Source organism: Streptomyces erythrochromogenes, from assembly GCF_036170895.1.
GTDB classification, from domain to species: domain Bacteria; phylum Actinomycetota; class Actinomycetes; order Streptomycetales; family Streptomycetaceae; genus Streptomyces; species Streptomyces erythrochromogenes.
The window spans coordinates 6,975,166-7,001,134 of the sequence record NZ_CP108036.1; the positions used below are offsets into that span (position 1 = coordinate 6,975,166).

18 protein-coding genes are annotated in these 25,969 nt (G+C 75.2%); 10 read left to right on the forward strand and 8 right to left on the reverse strand.

Features of this window, described 5'->3' with window-relative positions; translation table 11 throughout:
• Window positions 1–47 precede the first annotated feature (47 nt).
• Window positions 48–641, reverse strand: a complete 594-nt coding sequence (locus tag OHA91_RS31980; RefSeq protein WP_031156430.1) for a cysteine hydrolase family protein — start codon at window positions 639–641, stop codon at window positions 48–50.
• Between the two features lie 171 nt (window positions 642–812).
• Between OHA91_RS31980 and OHA91_RS31985 the strand changes: the two genes are divergently transcribed.
• The 3 genes from OHA91_RS31985 to OHA91_RS31995 all read left to right on the forward strand — a co-directional run bounded on the left by OHA91_RS31985 (window position 813) and on the right by OHA91_RS31995 (window position 4,871).
• Window positions 813–1,802, forward strand: a complete 990-nt coding sequence (locus OHA91_RS31985) for a GlxA family transcriptional regulator (RefSeq protein ID WP_266503432.1) — start codon at window positions 813–815, stop codon at window positions 1,800–1,802.
• 115 nt (window positions 1,803–1,917) lie between these two features.
• Window positions 1,918–3,498 (forward strand): SDR family oxidoreductase, encoded by a 1,581-nt coding sequence (locus tag OHA91_RS31990; protein WP_328740493.1) that lies wholly within the window; start codon window positions 1,918–1,920, stop codon window positions 3,496–3,498.
• Window positions 3,495–4,871: a cryptochrome/photolyase family protein gene (locus tag OHA91_RS31995; RefSeq protein WP_031156433.1), complete on the forward strand. Its 1,377-nt coding sequence runs from the start codon at window positions 3,495–3,497 to the stop codon at window positions 4,869–4,871. Before OHA91_RS31990 ends, OHA91_RS31995 begins: the two co-directional genes overlap by 4 nt.
• Here OHA91_RS31995 and OHA91_RS32000 read toward each other — a convergent pair.
• Window positions 4,862–5,908, reverse strand: coding sequence for a MerR family transcriptional regulator (locus OHA91_RS32000; protein ID WP_037633733.1), 1,047 nt, complete (start codon window positions 5,906–5,908; stop codon window positions 4,862–4,864). The genes OHA91_RS31995 and OHA91_RS32000 overlap by 10 nt on opposite strands.
• A 149-nt stretch (window positions 5,909–6,057) precedes the next feature.
• Here OHA91_RS32000 and OHA91_RS32005 point away from each other — a divergent pair, with 149 nt between their 5' ends.
• Both OHA91_RS32005 and OHA91_RS32010 read left to right on the forward strand, forming a co-directional pair.
• Complete coding sequence (locus OHA91_RS32005; protein WP_051893627.1) at window positions 6,058–6,678, forward strand: sigma-70 family RNA polymerase sigma factor; 621 nt, start codon at window positions 6,058–6,060, stop codon at window positions 6,676–6,678.
• Between the two features lie 29 nt (window positions 6,679–6,707).
• Window positions 6,708–7,367, forward strand: coding sequence for a TetR/AcrR family transcriptional regulator (locus tag OHA91_RS32010; protein WP_063835664.1), 660 nt, complete (start codon window positions 6,708–6,710; stop codon window positions 7,365–7,367).
• A gap of 23 nt (window positions 7,368–7,390) precedes the next feature.
• Here the strand turns inward: OHA91_RS32010 and OHA91_RS32015 are convergent, their stop codons facing one another.
• The 4 genes from OHA91_RS32015 to OHA91_RS32030 all read right to left on the reverse strand — a co-directional run bounded on the left by OHA91_RS32015 (window position 7,391) and on the right by OHA91_RS32030 (window position 13,264).
• Complete coding sequence (locus OHA91_RS32015; RefSeq protein WP_051893630.1) at window positions 7,391–8,137, reverse strand: LmeA family phospholipid-binding protein; 747 nt, start codon at window positions 8,135–8,137, stop codon at window positions 7,391–7,393.
• An 8-nt stretch (window positions 8,138–8,145) separates the two neighbouring features.
• Entirely contained in the window at window positions 8,146–10,395 is a 2,250-nt protein-coding gene (locus tag OHA91_RS32020; RefSeq protein ID WP_328740494.1) for an MMPL family transporter, read from the reverse strand.
• Window positions 10,396–10,472: 77 nt separating this feature from the next.
• Window positions 10,473–12,140 carry an alpha/beta fold hydrolase gene (locus OHA91_RS32025; protein ID WP_328740495.1) on the reverse strand — a complete coding sequence of 556 codons (1,668 nt, stop codon included), beginning with the start codon at window positions 12,138–12,140 and terminating at the stop codon, window positions 10,473–10,475.
• Between the two features lie 95 nt (window positions 12,141–12,235).
• Window positions 12,236–13,264: a saccharopine dehydrogenase NADP-binding domain-containing protein gene (locus tag OHA91_RS32030; protein WP_031156443.1), complete on the reverse strand. Its 1,029-nt coding sequence runs from the start codon at window positions 13,262–13,264 to the stop codon at window positions 12,236–12,238.
• Window positions 13,265–13,362: 98 nt separating this feature from the next.
• Between OHA91_RS32030 and OHA91_RS32035 the strand changes: the two genes are divergently transcribed.
• The 4 genes from OHA91_RS32035 to OHA91_RS32050 all read left to right on the forward strand — a co-directional run bounded on the left by OHA91_RS32035 (window position 13,363) and on the right by OHA91_RS32050 (window position 19,423).
• A complete protein-coding gene (locus OHA91_RS32035; RefSeq protein ID WP_031156444.1) occupies window positions 13,363–14,310 on the forward strand; it encodes a helix-turn-helix domain-containing protein in 948 nt (315 codons plus the stop codon).
• A 201-nt stretch (window positions 14,311–14,511) separates the two neighbouring features.
• Window positions 14,512–15,693: a sensor histidine kinase gene (locus OHA91_RS32040; RefSeq protein WP_266503446.1), complete on the forward strand. Its 1,182-nt coding sequence runs from the start codon at window positions 14,512–14,514 to the stop codon at window positions 15,691–15,693.
• Complete coding sequence (locus OHA91_RS32045) at window positions 15,681–16,355, forward strand: response regulator (protein WP_031156446.1); 675 nt, start codon at window positions 15,681–15,683, stop codon at window positions 16,353–16,355. Before OHA91_RS32040 ends, OHA91_RS32045 begins: the two co-directional genes overlap by 13 nt.
• Before the next feature lie 215 nt (window positions 16,356–16,570).
• Window positions 16,571–19,423, forward strand: coding sequence for a helix-turn-helix transcriptional regulator (locus OHA91_RS32050; RefSeq protein WP_328740496.1), 2,853 nt, complete (start codon window positions 16,571–16,573; stop codon window positions 19,421–19,423).
• A gap of 23 nt (window positions 19,424–19,446) precedes the next feature.
• On the opposite strand, the gene OHA91_RS32055 is transcribed toward OHA91_RS32050, so the two are convergent.
• Window positions 19,447–21,981, reverse strand: coding sequence for a class III lanthionine synthetase LanKC N-terminal domain-containing protein (locus OHA91_RS32055; RefSeq protein ID WP_031156448.1), 2,535 nt, complete (start codon window positions 21,979–21,981; stop codon window positions 19,447–19,449).
• Window positions 21,982–22,458: 477 nt separating this feature from the next.
• On the opposite strand from OHA91_RS32055, the gene OHA91_RS32060 reads away from it, so the two are divergent.
• Complete coding sequence (locus OHA91_RS32060; protein ID WP_031156449.1) at window positions 22,459–23,451, forward strand: serine/threonine-protein kinase; 993 nt, start codon at window positions 22,459–22,461, stop codon at window positions 23,449–23,451.
• A 74-nt stretch (window positions 23,452–23,525) separates the two neighbouring features.
• On the opposite strand, the gene OHA91_RS32065 is transcribed toward OHA91_RS32060, so the two are convergent.
• On the reverse strand, window positions 23,526–25,967 hold the full coding sequence (locus tag OHA91_RS32065) for a SpoIIE family protein phosphatase (protein ID WP_328740497.1): 2,442 nt from the start codon (window positions 25,965–25,967) through the stop codon (window positions 23,526–23,528).
• Window positions 25,968–25,969: the final 2 nt, after the last annotated feature.

The window sequence follows — 25,969 nt, forward strand, 5'->3', positions numbered from 1 at the left end:
CGCCGGTCCGGCCGCGGGCGACCGCGCCCGGACCCCGGCCGTTCCCCTCAGCGCAGGGCCGCGGCGGTGGGCACGACGACCCCGTAGAGGTCGGCGACGGTCGCGAGCGCGGCACGGTGGACCTGCTCGGCGGACAGCTCGCCGCCCACCGAGCTCAGCGGCCTGGTGGCGCAGGCGTCGGCGACCACGGTGGGCCGGTTGCCGCGCAGGAACGCGCCCTGCGCCGTGAACGTCACGCACATGTGGGTCATGAACCCGGCGACGACCACGTTCTCGTGGCCGGCGGCGTCGAGGTGCTCGCCGAGGTCCGTTCCGACGAAGGCGTCCGGCGCGGCCGTCTTGACGACGACGGCCTCGCCCGCGACGGGGGCGACCCGGGGGTGGATCCGCCCGATGTCCTGCCGCACGTCGTACAGGGTTCCCTCGCCGTCGTCGTGGATCACGTGGACGACCTTCGTACCGGCTGCGCGGGCCCGCGCCAGCAGGTCGGCGGCGGCATCGAGCGCCGGCTCCCAGCCCGTCAGCTCCAGCACGCCACGGGTGTAGGTGTTCTGGTAGTCGACCAGGATCAGCGTCGCGTCGGCCAGTGAGGCCGGCGTCCGGTCAAGGCCGTTGAGCTCGCGCAGGGTGGTCGTGGGCATGGAAGAACCCTCCTAGGGCGTCGATTCGAAAGGTGGGGCGGCCCCTTCGCGGAGGTGGCCGTACCCAGAACGCTATGAGCCCCCGGTAATGTCTGCAATGTCATCCAACTTGCAGAAACAGACATGCCGCGGGGCGGTACCGGCGCCCCGGCCCATCGAACGGAGACCCCCGTGAACAGCGCCGGCCGGCTCGTCGTGGTCGTCCTCTTCGAGGGCGTGGACCTGCTGGACGTCACCGGCCCGCCGGAGGTCTTCGCCCTCCTGCGCCGCGAGGTCGGCGACGCCACCGGCTACGAGGTCCTCCTGGCCGCCGAGACCGCGGACCCGGTCACCACCTCCGCCGGGGTCCGCATCCTGCCCGACACCACCTTCGCCGAGCTGGCCGGCAGGAGCGTCGACACCCTGCTGGTCCCCGGCTCGGTCGAGATCGACGACGCCGGCCGTGCCCGCGCCGTCGCCGAGCCCGCCGTCGTCGGCCGGGTCAAGGACCTCGCCGGCCGGACCCGGCGCGTCGCGTCCGTCTGCGTCGGGGCCCACATCCTCGCCGAGGCCGGGCTGCTCGACGGCCGGCGCGCCACCACCCACTGGTCCACCGCGCAGCAGCTCGCCGCCGACCACCCGGCCGTCGAGGTCGACGCCGACCCGATCTTCATCCGCGACCGCGACGTGTGGACCGGCGCGGGCATCAGCGCCTGCCTCGACCTCTCCCTCGCCCTCGTCGCCGACGACTTCGGCGAGGCCGTCGCCCTGCGCGTCGCCCGGCAGCTCGTGATGTACCTGAAGCGGCCGAGCGGACAGAGCCAGTTCAGCGTCCCCCTCGCACCCCTGTCCGCGACCCGGCGCACCGAGGACCTCCGCCACTACGTCACCCGCAACCTCGCCGGCCGGCTCTCCGTCGCGGACCTCGCCGCGCACGCCCACGTCAGCGAACGGCAGCTCACCCGGATCTTCAAGACGGAACTGGGCACGACCCCGGCCTCCTACATCGAATCGGCGCGCGTCGAGGTGGCCCGCAACCAGCTCGAATCCACCGACGCCACCCTCGACCGGATCGCCTCCGCCTGCGGCTTCAACACGACGGACACCCTCATCCGGGCCTTCCGCCGCACCCTCGACACCACCCCCACGGAGTACCGCAACCGCTTCCGCTCCCCGGTCTAGGGGTGCCTCGCGTGCGGCGAGGGGGCCATCCGGCGTACATGCTGCATCCGTACCGCCCGCGACCGAGGAAGAGATCAGGGAACCACACCGGTCGACGGCGGAACGGAGCACCTCCATGACCGACACCCCAGGGCACCCGGCCCACCCTCCCGGCTCGCTGTGCCTGGTCACCGGCGCCACCGGCTACATCGGCGGCCGGCTCGTCCCCGAGCTGATCAAGGCCGGACACCGCGTCCGGTGCCTCGCCCGCACCCCCGCGAAACTGCGCGACCACCCCTGGGCGGGCCAGGCCGAGATCGTCCGCGGCGACGTCACCGACGCCGCGTCGCTCGCCCCCGCCATGGAGGGCGTCGACGTCGCCTACTACCTCGTGCACGCCCTGGGCACCGGGCGCGACTTCGAGGAGACCGACCGCCGGGCCGCGCGCACCTTCGCCGAGCAGGCCCGCGCCGCCGGTGTGCGCCGCATCGTCTACCTGGGCGGACTCACCCCGAGCGGGGTCCCCGGCCACGCCCTCTCGCCCCACCTGCGCTCCCGCGCCGAGGTCGGGCGCATCCTCCTCGACTCCGGGGTCCCCACCACCGTGCTCCGCGCCGCCGTCATCATCGGCTCCGGCTCGGCGTCCTTCGAAATGCTCCGCTACCTCACCGAGCGGCTGCCCGTCATGGTCACCCCGAGCTGGGTGCGCACCCGCATCCAGCCCATCGCCGTCCGCGACGTGCTGCGCTACCTGGTCGGCAGCGCCGGGATGCCCGACCACGTCAGCCGGGCCTTCGACATCGGCGGCCCCGAAGTCCTCACCTACCTCGACATGATGCGCCGCTACGCCGTCGTCGACGGACTGCCCAAACGCCTGATCTTCCCCGTCCCGGTCCTCACCCCGCGCCTGTCCAGCCACTGGGTCGGCCTGGTCACCCCCGTGCCCCGGTCCATCGCCCGGCCGCTCGCGGAATCCCTCAAGTACGAGGTCGTCTGCGACGAGCACGACATCGCCGACTGGGTGCCCGATCCGCCCGGCACCCCCATCTCCTTCGACACGGCGCTCTCGCTCGCCCTCCAGAAGGTCCGCGACGCCCAGGTCGTCACCCGCTGGTCCTCGGCCTCCGTACCCGGCGCGCCCAGCGACCCGCTGCCCACCGACCCCGACTGGGCCGGCGGCAGCCTCTACAGCGACGTCCGCGAGCGCACCGTCGACGCCCCGCCCCAGGCGCTGTGGCGGGTCCTGGAGGGCATCGGCGGGGAGAACGGCTGGTACTCCTTCCCGCTCGCCTGGGCCGTCCGCGGCTGGCTCGACCGCCTCGTCGGCGGCGTCGGACTGCGCCGCGGCCGGCGCGACGCCACGCGCCTGCGGGTCGGCGACTCCCTCGACTTCTGGCGGGTCGAGGAGATCGAACGGGGGCGGCTGCTCAGGCTCCGCGCCGAGATGCGGCTCCCCGGCCTCGCCTGGCTGGAGATGTACGCCGAACAGGACGACGAAGGGCGCACGCGGTACCGGCAGCGGGCCCTCTTCCACCCGCGCGGCCTGGCCGGCCACGCCTACTGGTGGAGCGTCTCGCCCTTCCACGCCCTCGTCTTCGGCGGCATGGCACGCAACATCGCACGCACGGCCGAGGCGGCCGACGGACCGCCCCCGCTCGCGCAGCCGGCCGGGTCCGCCACTGCGGCCGGCGGCCCCACCCCAGGAGCGCAGGCATGAACGTCTCGGTCGTCCTCTTCACCTCGGACCTGCGGGTCCACGACCATCCGCCGCTGCGCGCGGCGCAGGGACCGCGCAACGAGACCGTCCCGCTCTTCGTGCGCGACCCGGCGGTGGACCACGCCGGTTTCGCGGCGCCGAACCGCCTCGCCTTCCTCGCGGACTGCCTGGCCGACCTCGACCAGGGGCTGCGCCGGCGGGGCGGCCGGCTCGTCGTCCGCTCGGGCGACCCCGTCGCCGAAGTGTGCGCCGTCGTACGGGAGACCGACGCCGACGAGGTGCACATGGCCGCCGGGTGCAGCGCCTTCGCCCTGCGGCGCGAACAGCGGCTGCGCCGGGCCCTGGAGGCCGACGGCCGCCGCCTGTACGTCCACGACGGGGTCGTCACCGCCCTGCCGGCCGGCGCCGTGACACCGAACGGCTCCGACCACTTCGCCGTGTTCACCCCGTACTTCAGACGCTGGTCCGGCGAGCGGCTGCGCACGCCCCTCGCCGCACCGCGCGTGGTCCGGGTCCCGCTCGGCATCCGGTCCGAGGGCCTCCCCGCACGGCCGGCCGCCGGAACCGTCTCGGCGGGCCTGGCCACCGGCGGCGAGGAGGAAGGGCGCAAGAGGCTCGCGTACTGGCTCGACCGGCACGCCGACGCCTACGAGGAGGGACACGACGACCTCGCCGCCGACGCGACCTCCCGGCTCTCCCCGTACTTCCACTTCGGCGCGCTCTCGGCGGCCGAGGCCGTGCACCGCGCCCGCGCCCGGGGCGGAGCCGGCGCCGAGGCCTTCGTACGGCAGCTCTGCTGGCGGGACTTCCACCACCAGCTCCTCGCCGCCCGCCCCGCGGTCGCCGACGCCGACTACCGCACCCGGTCCGACCACTGGCGCCGCGGTGCGCAGGCCGAGGCCGACCTGCGGGCATGGCGCGAGGGCCGCACCGGCTATCCCGTCGTCGACGCGGCCATGCGCCAACTCGCCCACGAGGGCTGGATGCCCGGCCGCGGCCGGCTGCTCACCGCCTCGTTCCTGACCAAGACGCTGTACATCGACTGGCGCGCCGGAGCCCGCCACTTCCTCGACCTGCTGGTCGACGGGGACGTCGCCAACAACCAGCTCAACTGGCAGTGGATGGCCGGCACCGGCACCGACAGCCGCCCCAACCGGGTCCTCAACCCCGTGATCCAGGCCAAGCGGTACGACCCGGAGGGCGCCTACGTACGCCGGTGGGTGCCCGAACTCGCCGCACTGCGGGGCCCGGCGATCCACGAGCCGTGGAAGCTGGCCGGCTCCGAACGCAGCCGGTTCGACGGCTATCCCGATCCGCTGATCGCACTCCCCGAGGGGCTGGCCCGCTTCCGCAGGGCCCGCGGTCAGGACTGATCCGCGCCGGCGGGCCGTCCCGTATCCGCACCCACACCCGCCGCCGCGTCGCAGAGCCCGCGCAGCAGGGCCAGGGCCTCTCGCAGCCCGTGGGGCCGCAGCGTGCCCGGGGAGAGGGGCTGACCCGCCCAGCCCGGTCCCGCCGTCAGCACGGCCGGCCGGGCGCGGGCGCCCTTGACGCCCCACGCGACCTCGGCGAGGTGCCGGGCCAGCGGGTGGTTCGCGGTGGACCGGGCCTGGGACCACAGGACGACCGCGGCCGGTCCGGTCCGGCGTACGGCCTGGTCGAGGGCCTCGGGCGGCACGGCCGCACCGAACATGAGCGTGGGCAGGCCGAGCCCGGCCAGGCCTGCGGCCAGCGCCTCCAGCGCGAGGGTGTGCTGCTCGCCCGGCACACAGGCGAGCAGGACCGGGGGGACGCCCGTCCTCGCCCCGGAGGCCGGGGGCCCGGCGGCGCGGCGCAGGGCGCTCGACACGTGCCAGGACAGCAGGTGTTCGACCTCGACGTACCGGTCGCCCGAGGTCTCCCACTTGCGGCCCACGGCGTGCAGGGTCGGCGCCATCACCTCCTCCCAGGCGGTGACCAGGCCGTACTGGTCGATCACCGAACCCAGCATCTCGTCCACGGCCCAGGCGTCGAGGCGCACCGCGGCCCGCCCCAGCCCGCGGCACTCCTGTCGTACGGCGCCCAGCGGCAGGCCGTTGCCCGAACCGGGCCGGCGGGTCGGCCGGGGGAGGGGCTCGGGGCCGACGGGCGCAAGGGCCGCAACCGCCGGAGCAGGTCGAGTGGCCGGAGCGGGCGCCGGGCCGGCCAGGGCGGCCCGCGCGGCCTCCGCGGGCGGGATCCCCGACGAGGTCAGCCGGCACATCTCGTGCAGGACGGCGATGTCCCCGGGGGTCCACCGCCGGTGCCGGCCGTCCTCGCGGGCGGCCGGCCCGATGCCGTAGCGCCGGTCCCAGGTGCGCAGGGTCGTGGGGGCGACCCCCAGCCGGCGGGCCACCGCCCCCGTGGTCAGGCCGTGTGAGGACTGCGTCATGGATCCATGATGCGACGCACAAACGATGCGAGTGGTGCCGAAGCGCGCACGGGCCGGAATCTGGAGGGGCTCCCGCCCCGGCACACCACGGGGCGGGGCACCCGTCCGCCGACCGGCCGGTTCGGGTCCCGGCCCGAGGAGCAGCCGCCATGACCGCCGTGAGCGTCACCGCCCAGCCGTCCCCCGGGACCGGGGACCGCCTCCTCGACCACGAGGTCGCCGAGGGGTTCGTGCGCGGCGACGAGCAGTGCCTGACCGCCGCGTACCGTCGCTGGGGCGGCCTCGTCCACGCCCTGGCGGCCCGCACCCTCGGGGATCCGCGGGAGGCCGAGGACGTCAGCCAGCAGGTCTTCCTGGCCGCGTGGCGCGGCCGGGCCGGCTACCGCCCGGAGCGCGGGGCCTTCCCCGGATGGCTCGTCGGCATCACCCGGCGGAAGATCGCCGACGCGCTCACGGAGCGCACCCGCCGCCTCGACCTGGTCACCGCGGCCGGCGCCGCCCTGCCCCCGCCGGACGAGCCCGCGGAGGGGACCGAAGCCGTCCTGGACCGGCTGATCGTCACCGGCGAGCTGGCGCGACTGCCCCGCCCGCAGCGGGAGGTGCTGGCCATGGCCTTCTACGGGGACCTGACCCAGACCCAGATCGCCGAGCGCACCGGCATGCCGCTCGGCACGGTCAAAAGCCACACCCGGCGCGGTCTGCACCGGATGCGCCACCGCTTCGCCGCCGCGGCCCCCGCCACCGACCCGGCCGGGGCGGGGTACGCGTGAGCCGTGCCGGGGGTGCGAAAATGGCGGCGATGCGTACGGCGGAGGGAGCAGCGGTGGCGGAGGCGGACGACCGGGTGCCCGGCCCGGCGCCGGTACGGGTGGACGGACGGACCGAGCGCGGACGCCGCACCCGGGACAAGATCGTGGATGCCCTGCTCGACCTGCTCGACGAGGGCGTCGTGGATTTCCCGGCCGAGCGCGTAGCCGAACGCGCGGGCGTCTCCCGCCGGTTGGTCTTCCACCACTTCGCCGACATGTCCGAGCTGGTGGACCTGGCCATCACCCGGAGGCTGGAGCAACTGGCCGAGCAGATCAGGCCGTTGCCCGAGACCGGGCCCCGCCGGGTCCGGGTGGCGGCGCTCGCCGAACAGCGGGCGCGGATCCTGGAGTGGATCACTCCGGCGCGGCTGACGCTGATGCGGATCGACCATCCCTCGCCGCGCATCCAGCAGGTCACGGACGAGGCGTTCGCGCACGCCCGGCGCCGTGTCGCCGAGATCTTCGCGGAGGAGCTCGGCCGCCTGGACGGGAGCCGGGCGGCCGAACTCCTCGACGGTCTGGACGCCGTCACCACGTGGGGTGCCTGGAACCACTGGCGCTCCGGCGGCAAGAGCCCGCAGGAGGCGCGCGCCGCGATGGAGGCCACCGTGCTGAACCTGCTGGCGGCGGGCGACCACCCGCGCGGCTGACCGCCGGGCCGGACGGCTCCGGATCAGGCCGGGGTGACGTCCTCGGCCCGCGCGGTCAGCGTCACGCCGTCCGCGCCCACCGACACACCCGAGGGCCGCAGTCCGAGGGGCAGTTCGGGCAGGGTCCGGGTCTGCCGGGCGAGCGCCTGCGCGATCAGGGGGCTGGCCGGATCCATGGCCCGGCCGGCGACCGAGGCGGCCGTCGGGCGCAGCGAGACGACGCCGTCGTGGAGTTCGACCCCCGCCGTCAGCACCACGGGCGCGCCCAGCACGCTGCGCCGGATGAGCAGTTGGCCGTTGCCGGCGTCGGAGACCAGGGTACCGCCGTCCGGTCCGTCGCCCAGTGAGGAGTACGGGGCGGTGAAGCGGGCCGACGCCGAGTCCGCCCGGTAGCCGTCGCCGTCGCGGGAGACGTTGTCGAAGGTGACGTCGGCCTTGACCGGGCTGCCGCGGTCGGTCTTCGCGTCGGCCCGGACCCGTACCTCGGGGTAGGTCTCGCGGGCGGCCTGGAGGAGGAACGGCAGCCCCTCGATGGAGACGTCCGGACGCCCCGCGAGGTTCGTCTGCCGCAGGCTGATCCGGTCCGCGAGCCGTTCCTCGGCCAGGTCGCGGGCGACCGAGTCGGTGACGGGCACCGCGAGCAGCAGTACGGCGGCCGCGCCGGCCGCGATCAGGGCGCGGCGGCGCCGGGGGCCGGCCGGACGGGCGGCGGGCCCGGCCGGACGGCGGCCCGCGGCGCTGCCGGGGCGGGGGGTGGTGCGGGGCAGCATGGGGAACCTCACCGGGTGGGAAGGGGACTGGTGGCGGTGGTCTCGCCTGCTTCGGGCGCGGGGAGGCCCTCGGGGCCCTCGGCCGGCAGGGTGAGGGAGCTGCCCTCGATGTCGAGTTCGGGCAGGATCCGGTCGAGGCGGCGGGGCAGCCACCAGCCGCGGTCCCCGAGCAGAGCCATGGTGGTGGGGACGAGCAGGCCGCGCACGACGGTGACGTCGAGGGCGACGGCCGCGGCGAGCCCGGTGCCGAACATCTTCACCACGGGGTCGTCCGAGAGCAGGTACGCGAGGAAGACGCTCACCATGATCAGTGCGGCGGAGGTGATGATGCCGCCGGTCGAGGCGAGGCCCGCGACCACCGCCTGCCGGCTGTCCCCGCTCGCCAGCCACTTCTCGCGCACCGAGGTCAGGAGGAACACCTCGTAGTCCATGGAGAGCCCGAACAGGACGGCGAACATCAGCAGCGGTACGTAGCCGGGCACGGGCACCGGCCCTTCCAGCCCGATCAGGTGCGCGCCCCAGCCCCACTGGAACACCGCGGTGAGCACCCCGTACGCGGCGGCCACCGACAGCAGGTTCAGCACGGCGGCCTTCAGCGCGAGGAGTGGTGAGCGGAAGGCCGCCAGGAGCAGCAGTCCGGCCACGAGCACCACGGTCCCGATCACGGCGGGCAGCCGGTCCGCGAGGCGGTCGTTGAGGTCGGTGACCGCGGCCGCGGCCCCGCCGACGTGGGCGCTTCCCGCGCCGTCGGCGGTGGCCGCCGGCAGGGTGTCCGCGCGCAGGGTGTCGACCAGCCGGGCGGTCGCGGGGTCGCCGGGGGCGGTCGCGGGCGTGACCTGCCAGCGGACGGTGCGGCCGTCCGCGGTGAGCTGGGCCGGGCTCACCGAGGCCACGCCGGGGGTGGCGGCCAGGGCGGTGGAGACCTTGGCGACGCGGGCGTCCTGCGGGCCTTCGGCGGGCGTCGCCAGGGCGTCGGTCACCTGGAGGGGGCCGTTGACGCCGGGCCCGAACGCGTCCGAGAGCTGCTCGTAGGCGGTGCGGCTGGCCGAGCCGACGGGCTTGTCGCCGGCGTCGAGCTGCCCGAACGACAGCTGGGTGGCGGGGGCGGCGAGCAGCAGGAGCAGGGCGAGGCCGGCGAGCAGGTGGCGCCGGGGGCGGGTGGTGACGCGCTCGGCGATCCGCTGCCAGCCGCGGCCCGCGGGGGCGGGCGTGTCCGTCCCGTCCTGCGCGGTGGCGCCCTCCTCCCGGGCGGCACCGAGGAACCGGGCCAGCAGGCTCAGCAGGGCGGGCAGCAGGGTCAGGGTCGCGGCCACGGCGACGAGCACCGCGACCGCGGGCGCCAGCGCCAGGGCGCGCAGCAGCGGCAGCCCGCCCAGCGCGAGCCCGGCCAGCGCGGCGATCACGGCGCATCCGGCGAAGGCGGAGGCCTTCCCGGCGGTGGCCGTGGCCAGGGCGGCGGCCTCGGCGGCCGGCACGCCCCGGCCGCGGAACTCCCGGAACCGGGTGAGGCAGAACAGCGTGTAGTCGATTCCCACGCCGAGGCCGATCATCGCGGCGATGGTGGTGCCGGAGGACGGCATGTCCATGAGGTGTCCGGCCAGGCCGATGGCGGCCAGCGACGCGATCAGGCCGGTCACGCCGATGACCAGGGGGAGCCCGGCCGCGGCCGCCTTCCGGAAGCCGATGAAGAGGATCACTGCGGCGGCTGCGAGCCCGATGAGCTCGCTGTGCCCGGTGTCCGGCCGGTCCACGGCGGCCGCCAGGTCGCCGCCCGGGGTGACCTCGATGCCGGCCGCCGCGGCCGACCCGGCAGCGTCGGTGATCTGCTCCGACAGTCCGGGGGTGATGTCGCGGCCGGTGACGTCGAGGCCGACGGAGAGGTAGGCCGTGTGCCCGTCCCTGCTCATCGCGGCGGCGCCGGCCCGTTCGTAGGGCGAGGTGACGCTCACGACGTGCGGCACCTCGGCGATGGCCCGGGCGCTGCGCTCGACGGCGTCCCGGGCGCTCTCGCCGGTCAGGGCCGGGCCGTCGGGTCCGGTGTGCAGGACGAGCGGCTGGTTGCCGGACGCGGGGCCGGGGAAGGCCGTCGCCGCCGTGTCGAGGGCGGCCTGGCTGTCACTGCCCGGGATGGTCACCGCCTCGCTGGTCACGCGGCCGTACGCCATGACGGCGCCGCCGAGCACGAGGAGCAGCAACAGCCAGGCCCCGATCACCCGTCTCGGCCGACGGGCGCACCAGCGCCCCATCGTCAGGAACATCCGGGCCCTCCATGATCCGATGACAATATATTGCACTCATCGTGCAGCTTTACGCTTGCACTCCGAGTGCAAGAATGTCAATCGGAGGAGGAGAAGGAGGAGGAAGAAGAAGGAGAAGCGGTGCTGCAGGTCCGGTCCTCCTTCGGCAGCTTCCCGGTAGCCAGGTAGGCGTTGACCTCGCCGTCGACGCAGCCGTTGCCGTACTCGCCGTACAGCCCGTGCCGGTTGGCGTTCTCCACGGTGATCAGCTTCGAGCTGGGCAGCAGCTCGTGGAGCCCGGCGCTGCTGCGGTACGTGGTGCGGGGATCCCCGGTGGCCGCGACGATCAGCACGGCTGCGTCCCGGCGGACCCGGGTGAGCTCCTCGCGCGGCCGGTCCCAGAAGGCACACGGGTTGATGTTGTTGGTGAGCGGCCCGAACAGCGGGTGCGCGGCCCGGCTGCGCTCGATGTCGCGCCAGTAGACCTCGGGATCGCGCGGGGCGCCGACGTCCCCGCAGATGATCGCCGCCTGGACGCCGCCCGTCGCCGCCTGCTCGCCGGTCAGGGCGTACCGCAGCAGTTGGGCGAAGTCCGGCGACAGCGGCGCGGGCCGGCCCTGCGCCGCCTTCGCCAGCGCCGACACCTGCTCGGCGAGGGCGGTCCGCGCCTTGTCGGTGTCGTCCGCGATCCCCATGAAGAGGATCAGCGGGACCTGGGTGTCGTCGAGCCGGAAGACCTCGGGGGCGGCGCCGACGGTCAGCGTTCCCCGTGCCGACGCCGCGACGATCCCCTCGACGGTGGCGAGGACCTCGGCGCGGGTGCGGCCCAGTCCGTGGGCGTCGTGGCGGCCCGCGGCCCAGGCGGCCCAGTCCGAGAGCGCCCGTTCGTTCTCGGGCTCGGCGCCCTGCATCAGCCGGGCCTTGTAGTCGCCCGGGGCGACGGCCCCGTCGAGGACGACCCGGTCGTAGCGGCCGGGGAACATCTGGGTGTAGACCGTGCCCAGGTAGGTGCCGTAGGAGTAGCCCAGGTAGGAGATCTTCCGTTCGCCGAGCGCGCCGCGGATGACGTCCATGTCGCGGGCGGTGTTGCGGGTGCTGATGTGCGCCAGCACCGAGGCGCCCGCGGCGCGGCACTTGTCGGCCAGGTCCTTTTGGAGGGCGACCTGCCGGTCGAAGCCGGCCCGGCCGGAGCCTGCCGAGAGCCACGCCGTGCCGACCGGCCAGCCGCAGTCCAGCGGGGTGCTGCGGCCGACGAAACGCGGGTCGAAGCCGACGATGTCGTAGCGCGTGCCGACCTGCTTCATCGCCTTGCGGATGTGCGGCGGGGACTCGACGGCGGTGCCGCCGGGCCCGCCGTTGTTGAGGAGGACGGCGCCTATGCGCCGGCGGGTGTCGGTGGCCTTGAGCCGGGAGACCGCGACGGTGATCGTGCGGCCGCGGGGGTCGGCGTAGTCCAGCGGGACGGTCACGTCGGCGCAGCTCACGCCGGCCCGGTCCAGGTCGCGGCCCGCCGTGTCGTCCGGGCCCTTCACGCAGCTCCCCCAGGCGAGGCGCTGGCGGTGGTAGCGGTCGAGTCCGTCCCCGGCGCCCTGCGCGGGGGCGGCCGCCGCTGCCGGAGCGGGCGGCGCCGCCGCGTACGCCGCCGGGACGCAGGCGGCCACCACGGTCGCGGCCAGGGCCGGCGCGACCGCGTACCACCGGCCCCGCCCGCGCCGCCGCCCCGCTCCTAAGGGCCCGCTCTTCCCGCCGTGTTGTCCATGTGCCATGTGAGTCATACACGTGGACGTTAGGGGCGGGGGAGGCGTCCCCTCACTACGGCTGTCCCCCGAACCGGAGTACGGCTGTCCCCACCGCCCGCCCGTCAGTGCGGGAGCTGCACCGACACGTACGGTGCCAGCGCCCGCAGGAAGTCCGGCGCGTCGAACACCGCACCGGCCGAGGCGACCCCCGAGGCGTGCGTGCGCCCGGACAGTACGCGCTGCAGTGCCTCCACCACCAGGGGTGCGGTGACCGCGTAGATGTCCCGGCCACTGGCAGTGGCCCGGCGTTCGACCCCACCCGAACTCACCACGGCGTCGACGACGAACGTCTGGTCCGACCTCCCCAGGGCGTCGGCCGGTTCCGGCGCCGGGGTGTCCTCGGCGGCCAGGTCCTTCGCGGCCTCGACGGTCATGTAGGTCCGCACCTCCGGCACGGCCACGTGGGTGGGCACGGTGACGGCATCGGCCATGGTGAACTCCGCGATCACCGACCGCCGGCCCAACGGCTCCGGGAAGAGCCAGTCCTGTTCCGCCACCGCGTCGTCGTGGTACTGGAGCGCACCCTCCGCGAACCGCACGCGGCGGCCCGCCCGGCGCTCGTGGGACACCCGGCCCGCCGCCCGCGTGCCCGACGTGGGGTGCCAGCTGTTCAACCCGTAGGCGATGTGCACCACTTCAGCGGAAGTCCAGTCGCCCAACGCCGCCGTCACCAGCAGGTCGCCCAGACCGCCGAAGAACGCCATCGCGGGCACCACATGCGTACCCGCCGCCGCGGCGGCCCGCGTGTGGTCGGCGAACGTCGCGACGTTCGCCTCCAGTTCCGCGGCGACGTCCAGGTACGGGATGCCCGCCCGCAGGGCCGCCTCGACGACCGGACCCGCCGTCACCGCGAACGGTCCGGCGCAGTTGATCACGGCCGCCGCGCCGGCCAGGGCCCGGTCCAGCGCGCCCGCGTCGTCGACGGAGGCCGGGCGCACCTCCACGTCCCCGCCCCGAGCGGCCAGCGCCTCCAGCCGGGACGCGTCCCGGCCCGAGACGATCGCGGCGAAGCCGCGCCGCCGCAGTTCGGCGACGACGAACCGGCCGGTGTGCCCCGTCGCCCCGTAGACCACCACTGCCGCTGTACCCATGGTTCCCCCTGCTCTCGCCGTGCCGATGAGCCCAGTCTCGCCGCCGCCGGAGCCCGGCCGTGATGGTCCGGAACGACGCTGCCCGTACACTTTCGGACATGCCAACCGTCGTACTGCCGACCGCCGGCGACCTCCTGCACTTCGAACTGGGGGTGGCCTACGAGATCTTCGGCAACCCGCCGCGCGAGGCGACGGAGGGCTGGTACGACGTGCTGCTCTGCGGACCCGGCCCGGTGCGGATCGGCCCGTTCACGGTCGAACCCGACCACGGGCTCGACCGGGTGGCCACCGCCGACACCGTGATCGTGCCCGCCTGCGCCGACGTGGACGTCCCGCCGCCGCCCGAGCTCGTCGAAGCCGTCCGCGCCGCCCACGAGGCGGGAGCCCGCGTCGCCTCCCTGTGCACCGGAGCGTTCGTGCTCGGCGCCGCGGGCCTGCTCGACGGCCGCCGGGCCACCACCCACTGGGCCCACGCCGCGGAGCTCGCGGCACGCCACCCGCTGGCCGTCGTCGACCCGGACGTGCTCTACACGGACAACGGCAGCGTGCTCACGGCCGCTGGCAAGGCCGCCGCCGTGGACCTCTGCCTGCACCTGATCCACCTCGACCACGGCGCCGCCGTCGCCAACTCCGTAGCCCGCCGCCTCGTCATGTCGCCGCACCGCTCCGGCGGCCAGGCCCAGTTCGTCGGCACCCCGGTCCAGGCCCGCGGCGACCACCGGCTCGCCGACCTGCTCGCCTGGGCCCAGCAGCGGCTCGACCGGCCGCTGACCGTGACCGACATGGCGCGCGAGGCGCACACGAGCCCCCGACACCTCGGCCGGCAGTTCCGGGCGGTGGTCGGACAGACCCCGATGCAGTGGCTCCTCACCCAGCGCGTGCGCCGGGCCCAGGAACTGCTGGAGGCCACCGACGAGAGCATCGAGACGGTCGCCCTCGCCACCGGCATGGGCACCGCGACCACCCTGCGCCGCCAGTTCAAACGGATCGTCGGGATCCCGCCCGCCGCCTACCGGAACTCGTTCCGCAGCGCCGGGCCCGCCTGACCCCGCCCGGCGATCGGCCGCAGGGCGGTGAAATCGGCCTCGGCCGGCTACCGGCCGTCCGGGACGTGCCTTTCTGGCGTGCACCTGCTGGGGCAAAATGCCTGGTGTCACTGGCAATTGCGGGCTTCGCGGCACATCCGTCCCCTACGGCACACCCCCTGGGGCCCCGCGCGGCCCGCGGCTTGGGGAGGAGTGGTCCTGGTGTTGCAGTCCTTACCGTTACGCCGCATACGGGCACTGCGCGGAACGACCTCCGTGGGGTCGGGGACGCACCGGGCCCAGTCCTTCCTCGTCGTGGCCACCCTGCTCTACCGGGGCAGCCACCTCACGGTCGCCGTCATGGCCGTCGCCCACCGCCCGTGGCACCTGCCCCTGCAGCACCTGGGCCTCGCCGCGGCCCTGGGCCTCAGCGTGTTGACCTACGGCACGGCCCTGCGCCGCGGCCGGTTCGACCGGCGGCACATCTGGGCCGACGTCATCGTCACCGGATGCGTCCTGCCCCTGGCCCTGTGCGCCTGGGGAGGCGTGCGCGAACCCCCCACCATCGCCTGGGCGATGCTGCTCGGCGGCTCGGCGAGCGCCGCCGCGGCCATCGCCCTCGACCGCCTCCACGCCCTCGCCGTCGTGGCGCTCCTCGTAGTGACCCACTTCATCGGCTACCAGGCCGTCGGCGCGACCCCCGCCGTCATCGTCGGCCACCTCAACTCGCTGGTCTCGTCCGCCCTGATGACCTACGCCTTCCGCTGGTACCTGCTCCGCCAGGGCCGCCTCCTCGACGAGGCCAACGCCCGAGCGCTGGCCGCCGAGGCACACAAGGCGCGCTACGCCGAACGCCTCGAACACCACCGCGCCCTGCACGACACCGTCCTCGCCACCCTGACCACCCTGGCGGCCGGCACCCTCGACGCCAACGCCCCCGAGGTGCGGCAACGGTGCGCCCGCGAGGCCGCCTACCTGCGCCGCCTGATCCAGCAGACCGCCGACGAGGTCCCCCACCGGGAGATCGGCGAGGCCCTGGAGGAGGCCGTCGGATCCGTGGAGAGCCTCGGACTGCGGGTCACCGCCCAGTACCACGCCCTGCCGCAGGTGCCGCCCGAGGTCGCCGCCGCACTGGGCCACGCCGTACGGGAAGCCCTCAACAACGTACGCAGGCACGCCGGCACCGGCCACGCGTACCTCACCGCCACCGGCGACCCGGACGGAAGCGGCGGAGCCGTCGTCACCGTCGTCGACCGGGGCCCCGGATTCGACCCGGCCCGGTGCGAGCCCGGCCTCGGCCTGCGCGGCTCGGTCCAGGGCCGGATGACCGAGGCGGGCGGCCGCGCCACCGTGGACACCGCCCCCGGCGAGGGAGTACGCGTGGAGCTCAGATGGCCCGGGTGATCACGGTCGCGGTGGTCGACGACGACCGGATGCTCCGCGACGGACTGCGGGCCTGGCTCGGCGACGTACCGGACCTGCGGCTCGTCGCCACCGCCGCCACCGTCGGCGAACTCCTCGCGGACCCCGGCCCGTTCAGCTCCCACGGCCTCGACGGCACGGCCCCGCCCCCGGCCGACGTCGTCCTCCTCGACCTCGTCCTGCGGGACGGCTCGGACCCCGCCGACAACATCCGCCGGGTGCTGCGCACCGGGAGCCGAGTCCTCATGATCAGCACCGTGCCGGACCGCTCCCGGATCATCGAGGCGATCCGGGCCGGCGCCGACGGATACCTGACCAAGGACCACGACCTGCCGACACTGGTCGCCGCCGTCAAGGACCTCGCGGAGGGCCGGAGCGCACTCTCCACGGAACTCGCCTTCGCCTGCGCCTACGACGACAGCCCCGCCCGCCCCCGGCTCTCCCCCCGGGAACGGCAGATCCTGCTCGACTACGCGTCCGGCATGACCCTCAAGTCCGCCGCCCGGCGCGCGGGCATCACCGTCCACACGGCCAAGGACTACCTGGACCGCGTCAAGGCCAAGTACCAGCAGGCCGGCCGCCCCACCTACACCAAACTCGACCTCGCCCTGCGGGTGCGGGAGGACAGCCTCGACGGGGGCTGAGCCCGGCGCAAGCCCCCCAAACGGACGGCTACGGGGGGCACCCGAACCCCCGTACCGTCGACCCGGCGGTGTCCCGGACGGCCCGCCGGGAAGGGGACGAGCCGGTGACCGCACTCTGGCCGGCACGGCCTGCACGGCCGACCGAAGACCGCACCGCCACTGCCACCGCCACTGCCACGGGCCACGTCTGGGGCCCGCACCGGGGGCGGGCACGAATGATCGGGCGGACGGCCGAGACGGAGCGGATCACGGCCGCACTGGCCGCCGCCCGCTCCGGGCGCGGCGGAGCCCTCTTCGTCACCGGCGAGCCCGGCATCGGCAAGACCCGGCTCGCCGCCGCGGCCCTCGACGCGGCCGCCTCGGCGGACATGGTCGCCGTACGCGGGCGGGCCAGCACCGTCGGCCCGCCCGTCCCCTACCGGCCCCTCGTCGAGGCGCTGCTCCTGCTCGCCCGCGCCGGCCTGCTGCCCGACCCGGAGGAACTGGGCGTCTACGGCCCCGTCATGGCCCGCCTGCTGAGCGACGCCCCGGATCCCGGCGGGCACGCCGCCTCGCACATCGCGGTCGCCGAGACCATGCTGCGCCTGCTCGCCGCCGTCGGCCGGCAGCGGGGCTGCCTGCTCGTCCTCGACGACCTGCACGACGCAGACGCCGGCACCCTGGCCGTCGTCGAGTACCTCCTCGACAACATCGGGCAACAGCCCGCCGTGCTCCTGCTCGTCGCGGGCCGCACCCCCCGCGCCGCCACCGAGCTGGCCCTGCGCGCCCGCCAGCGGGAAGCCGCGGAGATCCTCGACCTGAACCCCCTGACCCGCCCCGACGTGCGCCTCCTCGTCGCGGCCGAGCTGGGCGTCGCACCGGTGGAAGTCTGCCCGGACCTCCTCCACCGCGCGGTGACCGGCAGCGCCGGAATCCCCTTCGTCGTCAAGGAACTCGTCCACCACCACGCCGCCCGCCCCGCCCACCGCGGCGAGCGGACCCCGTCCGTACCCTCCACCGTCGCCGACGACGTCAGGCGCCGCACCGAAGCGCTCGGGCCCCTGGGCGCGCGGTTCCTGGGCACGGCCGCCCTGTTCGGGCGACGCTTCCCCCTGCCCGTACTGGAGCACGCGATCGGCGCCGACCACCCGGCCCTGTCCGAGGTCCTGCGCGCCGCCCTCGCCTCGTGCCTGATCACGCCAGACGGGCCGGGCACCCAGTGGTACGCCTTCCGCCACCCACTGGTGGGCGAGGCGCTCCTGGACGACCTCGGGCCGGGCGAACGCGCCCGGCGCGCCCGGCGCGCCGCGCGCGCACTCGCCCACCTCCACCCCGGACTGCCCGGGACCTGGCGCGCGCACGCCGCCCGGCTGCACGAGCACGCCGGCGAAGCACACGAAGCCGTCCGCCTGTACTGCGAAGCGGCGCAGCGGGCGATGGACGAGGCCACCGGGGAACGGCCCCTGGACCGGGCCCTGGAACTGCTCACCCGGGCCCACGCCCTCCTCGAACCCGGCGCCGCGCCCGAACTGCACGCCACGGTGCTGGAACTGCTGCTGGACACCGCCGCCCGCTCGGCCCGCCTCGACCGGTTGCCCGACCCGCCCGCCCCCGACCACGGCCTCCCCGCCGCCCGGCGGGCCGGGATCCACGCCCGGCTCGGCGCCGTCGCCACCCTCGCCGGCCGCCCCGCCGAAGCCCTGCGCCACCTCGACACCGCCCGCTCGCTGCTCCCCGGCCATCCCGCGGACGGCCACACCGCCCTCGTGGACCTCGCCGCCGCCCACGCCGAGCTGGGCAGGCTCGCCCCCGACCGGCTGCACACCGCCGCCCGGCTCGCCCGCCGGGCGGCGGACGCCGCCGTCGCCGACGACCGGCCGGAGGTGGCGTGCGGAGCCCTGCTGCTGCTCGGACAACTCGCCCGGCCCGAGGACGAGCCCGCGGCGACGGCCCACTTCGAGCGGGCCCGCGCGATCGCCCTCGCCCACCGGCTCCCCGTACCGCGCACGGCCGCCGAGGTGCAGCTGGCCGTCACCGCGGCGGGCCACGAGGAGCAGCCGACCCGCCTGGAACAGGCCCGGCAGGACGCCCACCGCAGAGGCCTGCTGCCACCGGCGCACGAGGCCGGCTTCGCCCTCGCCATGGAGCGGATCCGCCGGTGCGCCTTCGACGAGGCCCGTGACGGGATCATCGAGGAGGCGGCCGAGGCCTCCGCGCTCGGACTGGGCCGGTCCCTCGCCATGTTCCGGCTCGCCGACGCCGTACGGTACGCCCACCAGGGACGCCGTGCCGAGATGAGCGGGGCGCTGGAACGGCTGGAGCCGCTCCTCGACGCCGCGCCCGGCCTGCGCGCCATGGCGTACGGGTCGGCCCGGGCCTTCTGCTCGCTGCTGGAGGAGCGCCACGACGACGCGGAAGCGGAGTTCGCGCAGGCACTCGCCCACGACACCGAGAACCCGTCCACCGCGGACTTCGGCCGACACGGCATCGTCGTGCTGCTCGGCGTACTTGCCGGCCGCATCGGCCGCCGGCACTGCCCCGGCACCGCGGAGGCCGGCGCCGGCGGCACCCGTTGGAACCGCCAGTTCGCGGGCCTCGCCCACGCCGTGCTGCTCGGCCGCGAGGGGCACCCCGAGCAGGCGACGGCCGTCGCGGCCGGGGCGCTGGCAGCGGCCGGCCCGTACCCCATGGCCCGCCGCCTGGGCATGCGGCTGGTGGCCCGGCCGGCGTACGAGGACGGCTGGGGCGCGTCGGTCGAGTGGCTGCGGGAGGCCGAGGAGTACTTCCACGGCGCCGGCCTCCACCCGGTCGCCGCCGCCGGCCGGGCCCTGCTGCGCGGGATGGGCGCGTCCGTCCGGCAGCGGCGCACGGGCACCGAGCAGGTCCCGCCGGACCTGCGCAGGTCCGGCATCACCGTCCGCGAGTTCGAGGTGGCCCGGCTGGTCGCGGAACGGATCAGCAACAAGGACATCGCCGGCCGGCTGCACATCTCCCTGCGCACCGTCGAGAAGCACGTGGCGAACGTCCTCCACAAGACCGGCCACCCCAACCGCCGCGCCTTCGCCACCGCCTCCCGCAACCTCGTCTAGACACGGTGCGGCCGTCCTGCCGGTCAGGGCGGCCCCACCTCGTCCAGCAGGAAGTCGGCCGTGCCGCCGGAGCCGGCGCGGTGGAGCACCCGCAGCACACCCGCCGAGCCGGTCAGGTAGTCGGTGGAACAGCGCAGCAGGCCCTCACCGGGCACCCCCAGCAGGGGCCGCCCGTCCGTGTCGCGCAGACCGAAGCGTTCGGCGGGCTCGAAGAGGAAGACCCGCCTGACGAAGTCGAGCTGCCGCAGCGCCGTGTCGCGGTAAGCGGGGTCTCCGGTGAACTGCGCCGCGTCCAGCAGCGCGTCGGCGATCCCGCACATCCCGGTCGCGTACCCCGGCCCCGCCGAGTACCGCAGGTCCAGGCCCCGCAGGACGCCGCGGGCAGCGGCGAGGTCGCCGTAGCGCAGCAGCACCTTCGCCACACCCGCCGAGCCCGACTCGACGGACGGGCCCGTGATCCCCTCCTCGCCGCTCGCCGCGGCGCGGGCCGTCTCCCAGGCGAGCGCCTCCCGCCCGAGCGCGAGGTGGTGCTCCTCACCCGAGATCTGGTGCATCCGCAGCAGGAACATCGCGACGCCCGCCTGCCCGGAGCCCAGCCCGGTCAGCGGCCCCCGCGCGCCGGACCCGGTCAGCCAGTACGCCTGGCCCCCGTCGCGCTGCGCGGTGTCGTGCAGCGCACGGGCGCAGTGCTGGGCCGCGGCGAGGTCGCGCGGGTCGCGGCTGCGCAGGAAGAAGTGCAGGTTCGTCATGCCCACCCCGGCCAGGCCGTGGTGGAAGGTGTGGTCGCCCCTCTCCACCACGTGCCGGTTGGCCCGGTCGAGCAGTTCCCCGGCCGCTGTCCCGAGCCCGAGCGAGTCGGCCGCCCAGGCGATGCCGGCCAGGCCGTTCATGAGGCCGTCCGGGTACCGCGCCGGGTCGATCCCCGCCAGCTCGGCGCGCAGCCATTCGCGCCATGCGGGTCGGACGGGTGCGCCGGAGGAGTGGAGCGCCCACAGGACGCCGCTCGCACCGGATCCCAGCCCGAGCGGGTTCGTGACGTGCGCGAAGGGGTCCACGGGGAAGAGGGTGTCCCGGCCGGTGTCGGCGGCGGCGTCGATGAACGCGGCCACCGCGGATGCCGCGGCCTCCGCCCCGCCCGTCCCCGGCCGCTCCTCGACGGCCGGGGACGGGCGCGGCGTCGTCGTCCCGACCGGGCCGAGCGGCTCCGCCCCGTCCTCCAGCACGTCGAGCAGGCCGACGAGGCCGATCCGGCCCCGGGCCAGGTCCACGAGCAGCCGGTGCACCCGCTCCGGCCAGCCCAGACCCTCCACGACGAAGATCCGGTACAGGTCCAGGAAGTCCTCGCGCAGGTACGCCATCGCCGTGACCGGCAGGACGAGGTCCGCCATCACGCAGGCCAGGGCGTACCGGTCCCCGGCCTCGGTCGCGCCGCCGCCCGCGGAGCCGCTTCCGGAAGCGTTCTCGGCCCCGGCCCCGGTCAGCCGGCAGGACTCCAGGCCGACGATGGTCACCTCGTGGGTGTCCGGGTCGACGAGGACGTCCGAGGCGGTGAAGCCGCCGAGGACCACGCCGCGGTCGTGCGCCGCCCGGACCGCGCGCGCGAGCCCCCGGAAGACGCTCAGGAAGGTCCGCAGGTACTCCCGCGACCGCGCGGCGTCGAAGCCCGGCCGCGCGAGCGGGCTGCCCGCGAGCAGCAGCGGGCCGAGGCCGGTGCCTTCGACGAACTCCATGGCGATGTAGTGGTGTTCGCCGTGCTGGAACCTCGCGACGGGAGCCGGGTAGGAGCCCGCGGCGGCCAGCAGGTTCAGGAACATCCACTCGCGGCCGAGGCGGTCCACGGCGTCGTGGCGGGCCTCCTTCAGCAGCACCTTCCGGTCGTCGTGCGCGGTGTCCTCGGCGGTGTGGACGCCGCCGTCGTGGGAGGACCGGATCGTGTCGGTCACCCGGAACCGGCCCCCGAGCAGACCGTCCCCCGCGTCCTCGTCGGCGGGCTTCCAGTCGTCGAACGGCCAGGGCGCCCAGTCGGGTGCGGGCGGCAGCCGGCGCCCGAGGACGTCGACGGTGCGGGCGTCGCGGAACGGGCCGTAGCGCAGGTACAGCGCCTTGCTGTCCCGGTAGCGCACGTCCGACGGGACGTACGGGCCCTCCACCCCGTCCAGGAGGCGGGCCAGGCCGGCCAGGCAGCTCCGGAACTCCTCCACGTCGTGCGGGTAGACGGTGGCGAGCCGGCCGCCGCCCCGCATCGCGAAGACGGTGGGATCGAGGGCGATCTCGAAGTCGGTGCCGCGGGCCGTCAGGTGCCCGACCACCGAGGCGGCGATCTCGCGCACCTGCCGGTGCCCCGCCGAGATGTGGATCTTCCAGCCCTGCTCCGGCGGGGCCGGGTCGTGCCGGTGGCTCCACCGGAGGCCGCGGCGGACGAACCGGGCGCGCGTGACCGCGTCCAACCCGGCGAGGAAGTGGTCGGCGTCCGGCTCGTGGAAGGCGTCGAGAGGGTCAAAGAACAGCGTGTCGTTCCACGTGAAGAGGGAGCGGTGGACCCATCGTCCGTTGCGCATCTGAGCTGTCAGCCTCTGTGATCGTCCGCGGGGCCGCCGCCGGCAGCGGCCGGCGGGAACGACGGGATCCGGGCGGGGGCACGGGGGAGCGCCCCCGACCGGATCCGTCGGGTCAGTTCGGGTATCCCGGGCCGCGCTGCGTCCTGCGGGCCTCCGTGTTCTGGGGCTTGAGTACGCTCACCCGGTTCACCTCCTAGAAGGGTCGAATGCGCGGGATGCGCGGCTGGAGTCGGACTGGCGCCGGCCGATCGGCACCTCCGACTCAACGCCATCCGCGCCCCCCGCGCATGGGCGCCGACCGCCCACATTCCCCGTCCGCGCCACCCATGGCTCCACCGCCCCACCACCGTCCAAATGGGGGTGGTCCACCCCCTGCCGCCGCTGCCCGCGCTGTGGTAGCGGAGGCGTGCGAGGGTTTTCCGCAGGGCGTCCGGGGGGACCACTGGATAGAATTCCTGCTGAGGAAGGGGGCGCCTGATGGGCGCGGACCTGAGCCAGTACACGGGCCGGCCCTCCGGGCTGGTCGGGCAGCAGATCGCCGGATACAAGATCGAGCGCATGATCGGCCGGGGTGGCATGGCCGTCGTCTACTGCGCCAAGGACCTGCGCCTGGACCGCACGGTCGCGATCAAGCTGATCGCCCCCGAACGGGCCCGCGACGACACCTTCCGGCGCCGCTTCACCCACGAGTCGAGGGTGGCCGCCTCGATCGAGCACCCGCACATCGTGCCGATCTTCGAGGCCGGCGAGACCGACGGCGTCCTCTACATCGCCATGCGGTACGTACCCGGGCTGGACCTGCGGGGGCTGCTGGACCGGGAGGGCCCGCTGCCCGTGACGACCGCCCTGCGGATCGCCGCCCAGGTGGCGTCCGCCCTGGACGCCGCCCACGACCACGAGCTGGTGCACCGGGACGTCAAACCCGGAAACATCCTGGTCGCGGCGGGGCCCGACCGGGACCACCCGGAGCACATCTACCTCACGGACTTCGGCCTGACGAAGAAGTCCCTGTCCCTGAGCGGGTTCACCACGGCGGGGGAGTTCGTCGGCACGCTCGACTACATGGCTCCCGAGCAGATCTCCGGCCGGCCGGTGGACGGCAGGTGCGACCTGTACAGCCTGGCCTGCGTCGTCTACGAGACCCTCGCCGGCGGGCCGCCCTTCGTGCGCGAGGAGGACGCGGCACTGCTGTGGGCGCACCAGTACGACCCGCCGGCGCCCCTGACCGAGCGGCGGCCGGACATCGCCCCCGCCGCCGACGAGGTCTTCGCGAAGGCCCTGGCGAAGGTTCCCGAGGACCGGTACGGCTCCTGCCTGGAGTTCGTGGCGGCCCTGCGGGTCGCCACCCAGGACGGCCCCCGGACGGAGCAGAGGCCCCGGCGCAGCCAGGAGGAGGCCGCACCGCCTCCGGAGCCCCCGCAGTGGGCCCTGCCGGTCTTCCGCGCGCCGGCGGACCGGCCCGAGGCCTGATCCGCCTCCCGTCGGCCCCGCCGGGCGCCACGCAGGGCCCGGCCGCCCTCAGAAGCCGCAGGGCCCGGCCGCCCTCAGAAGCCGAGGAGCGACTGCTCGGCCCAGATCGTCTTGCCGACCGGAGCGTGCCGGGTGCCCCAGCGCTGGGCGAGCTGCGCCACCAGCAGCAGGCCCCGCCCGCCCTCGTCGAAGGTCCGGGCCCGCCGCATGTGCGGGGCGGTGCTGCTCGCGTCGGAGACCTCGCAGATCAGGGTGTCCTTCTCGTGGATAAGTCGCAGCTGGATGGGCGGCTCGCCGTACCGGATGGCATTGGTGACCAGCTCGCTGACCAGCAGCTCGGTGACGAACGAGGCCTCCTCCAGCCCCCACTCCGCCAGCTGGTCGGTGGTCTGCCGGCGGGCCTGGGAGACGTCGGAGGGATCGGAGGTCAGGTCCCACACGACGACCTTGTCGGCGTGCAGGGCCCGCGTCCGCGCGACGAGCAGGGCCACGTCGTCATCCGGACGGTGCGTCAGCAGGGCCGTCAGGACCCGGTCGCAGACCGTGTCCAGGGTGGACGCGGGCTGGGCGAGCGCGGCGAACATCGTGTCCAGCGCCTCGTCGATGTCCCGCTCGCGGGGCTGCAGCAGCCCGTCGGTGTAGAGGGTCAGCACGCTGCCCTCGGGAAGGTCCACGTCCAGCGTCTCGAAGGGCAGGCCGCCCAGGCCCAGCGGCGGGCCGGCCGGGACGTCGAGGAGGTACACCGAACCCTCGGGGGAGACCACCGCCGGCGGCGGGTGCCCGGCCCGGGCGAGCGTGCAGTGCCGGGTGACCGGGTCGTAGACCACGTACAGGCAGGTCGTACCGATGCCCCCGGCGCTCTCGTCGACCGACTCCCGGCCGCCCTCGTCCGCGGACAGGTGGATGATCAGGTCGTCGAGATGGGTGAGCAGTTCGTCGGGCGGCAGGTCGACGTCGGCCAGCGTGCGCACCGCGGTGCGCAGCCGGCCCATGGTCGCGGAGGCACGGATGCCGTGGCCGACGACATCGCCCACGACCAGGGCCACGCGGGCGCCCGACAGCGGGATCACGTCGAACCAGTCGCCGCCGACACCCGCCTCGGTTCCGGCCGGCAGGTAGCGGGAGGCCGTCTCCAGCGCCGGGTGGTCGGGCAGCGTCTGCGGGAGCAGGCTGCGCTGCAGCGTCATGGTGCTGGTGTGCTCCCGGGCGGACCGGTGCGCGCCGTGGATGCTCGCCGCCGCCCGGCCCGTGAGCTCCTCGGCCAGGCTCAGGTCCTGCGGAAGGAACGGCTCCCGGCTCTGGCGGCGGCCGAAGACGGCCACGCCGAGGCTCACGCCGTCGGCGTGCATCGGCACCACCAGCATCGAATGGGTCCCGTGCGCACCCAGCCAGGCGGCCGCCGGGTCCTGCGCCATCCACTGGGCGACCGCCGGGGCGGTCGTCGCGTACACGGCGCCACGACCCGAGGCCAGACATTCCGCGGGCGGCGACAGCGGCGGATAGACGGCCGTCTCGCCGACCGCGACCCGCCCCTCGGAACTCCCCTCGACGGCCGAGCGCACGGCAGTACGGCAGACGGTGACCGGCCCCGACGGCGGGCCGGAGGCGTGGCCGTTGCCCCGCGGAAGCGGTTCGATCAGGTCGACGACCGCGAAGTCGGCGATCCGGGGGACGGCCACGTCGGCCAGCTCCTGCGCGGTGCGCGTGCTGTCCTCGGTGGTGCCGATCCGCGCAGCGGCGGCGTCCGGCACGAACATCTGCTGCTTCTCGACCTCGGCCCCGGTCCGGTCGTGCGCGGCGAGGCACACGGCACGCACCCGGCCGTCCGCATCCCGCAGCGGGGCCACCGAGGTCGCCCAGCCGTGCTCCGCACTGACGCCCGTGGCACGGACGAAGGCCTCCATGTGCTGGGGCTCGCCGGTCTCCAGCGCCAGGCGCATCCTGTGCTCGGTCTCCTCGCTCACCGGGTCCGGGGCGATCTCCGGCAGGCGCAGCCCGGCCATCTCGGATTCCGTGAGGGACAGCGTGCGCTCCATGCCCGCGTTCGCCCGTACCAGCCGCAGGTCCGCGTCGAAGACCGCCAGAAAGCAGGGGGACTGGGAGAACGACCACTCGTGCAGCGGATCACCCCACGAGGAGCCGTCACCGCCCCGCCCGGCCGCCACCGCGGACACCACGTACCACTTGGTGGCGCCGCCGGTGGAGGTCCGGCGGTGCGCGAGCAGCCCCTGCTCCAGACGGCTGCCGTCCCGGTGCCGCAGTGCCACGGTCCCGCTCCACCGCTCCTGCTCGGGCGGGATCCGGCGCGCCGCGTCGCCGACGGGATCGGCCAGCAGGAACTCGGCGGACCGCCCCACCACCTCGGCGGACGCGTAGCCGAGCAGCCGAGCGGCACCCTCGCCCCACTCGATGACGACGCCCTGCTCGTCGACGGCGGCCGTCGCCGTGTACGCGGGCTCCTGCGCGGCATCGGTCTGCTGCGGCCGCTCACCGGGAGAGGTGGGAAGTTGCTCCATCG

What these genes read in the sequence shown, in the direction of transcription:
- OHA91_RS32045 (WP_031156446.1), top strand. Translation starts at nt 15,681, where the DNA reads ATGGCCCGGGTGATCACGGTCGCGGTGGTCGACGACGACCGGATGCTC.
- OHA91_RS32050 (WP_328740496.1), top strand. Translation starts at nt 16,571, where the DNA reads ATGATCGGGCGGACGGCCGAGACGGAGCGGATCACGGCCGCACTGGCC.
- OHA91_RS31990 (WP_328740493.1), top strand. Translation starts at nt 1,918, where the DNA reads ATGACCGACACCCCAGGGCACCCGGCCCACCCTCCCGGCTCGCTGTGC.
- OHA91_RS31980 (WP_031156430.1), bottom strand. Translation starts at nt 641, where the DNA reads ATGCCCACGACCACCCTGCGCGAGCTCAACGGCCTTGACCGGACGCCG.
- OHA91_RS32055 (WP_031156448.1), bottom strand. Translation starts at nt 21,981, where the DNA reads ATGCGCAACGGACGATGGGTCCACCGCTCCCTCTTCACGTGGAACGAC.
- OHA91_RS32035 (WP_031156444.1), top strand. Translation starts at nt 13,363, where the DNA reads ATGCCAACCGTCGTACTGCCGACCGCCGGCGACCTCCTGCACTTCGAA.
- OHA91_RS32010 (WP_063835664.1), top strand. Translation starts at nt 6,708, where the DNA reads ATGCGTACGGCGGAGGGAGCAGCGGTGGCGGAGGCGGACGACCGGGTG.
- OHA91_RS31995 (WP_031156433.1), top strand. Translation starts at nt 3,495, where the DNA reads ATGAACGTCTCGGTCGTCCTCTTCACCTCGGACCTGCGGGTCCACGAC.
- OHA91_RS32000 (WP_037633733.1), bottom strand. Translation starts at nt 5,908, where the DNA reads ATGACGCAGTCCTCACACGGCCTGACCACGGGGGCGGTGGCCCGCCGG.
- OHA91_RS32020 (WP_328740494.1), bottom strand. Translation starts at nt 10,395, where the DNA reads ATGTTCCTGACGATGGGGCGCTGGTGCGCCCGTCGGCCGAGACGGGTG.
- OHA91_RS32025 (WP_328740495.1), bottom strand. Translation starts at nt 12,140, where the DNA reads ATGGCACATGGACAACACGGCGGGAAGAGCGGGCCCTTAGGAGCGGGG.
- OHA91_RS32065 (WP_328740497.1), bottom strand. Translation starts at nt 25,967, where the DNA reads ATGGAGCAACTTCCCACCTCTCCCGGTGAGCGGCCGCAGCAGACCGAT.
- OHA91_RS32060 (WP_031156449.1), top strand. Translation starts at nt 22,459, where the DNA reads ATGGGCGCGGACCTGAGCCAGTACACGGGCCGGCCCTCCGGGCTGGTC.
- OHA91_RS32005 (WP_051893627.1), top strand. Translation starts at nt 6,058, where the DNA reads ATGACCGCCGTGAGCGTCACCGCCCAGCCGTCCCCCGGGACCGGGGAC.
- OHA91_RS32015 (WP_051893630.1), bottom strand. Translation starts at nt 8,137, where the DNA reads ATGCTGCCCCGCACCACCCCCCGCCCCGGCAGCGCCGCGGGCCGCCGT.
- OHA91_RS32030 (WP_031156443.1), bottom strand. Translation starts at nt 13,264, where the DNA reads ATGGGTACAGCGGCAGTGGTGGTCTACGGGGCGACGGGGCACACCGGC.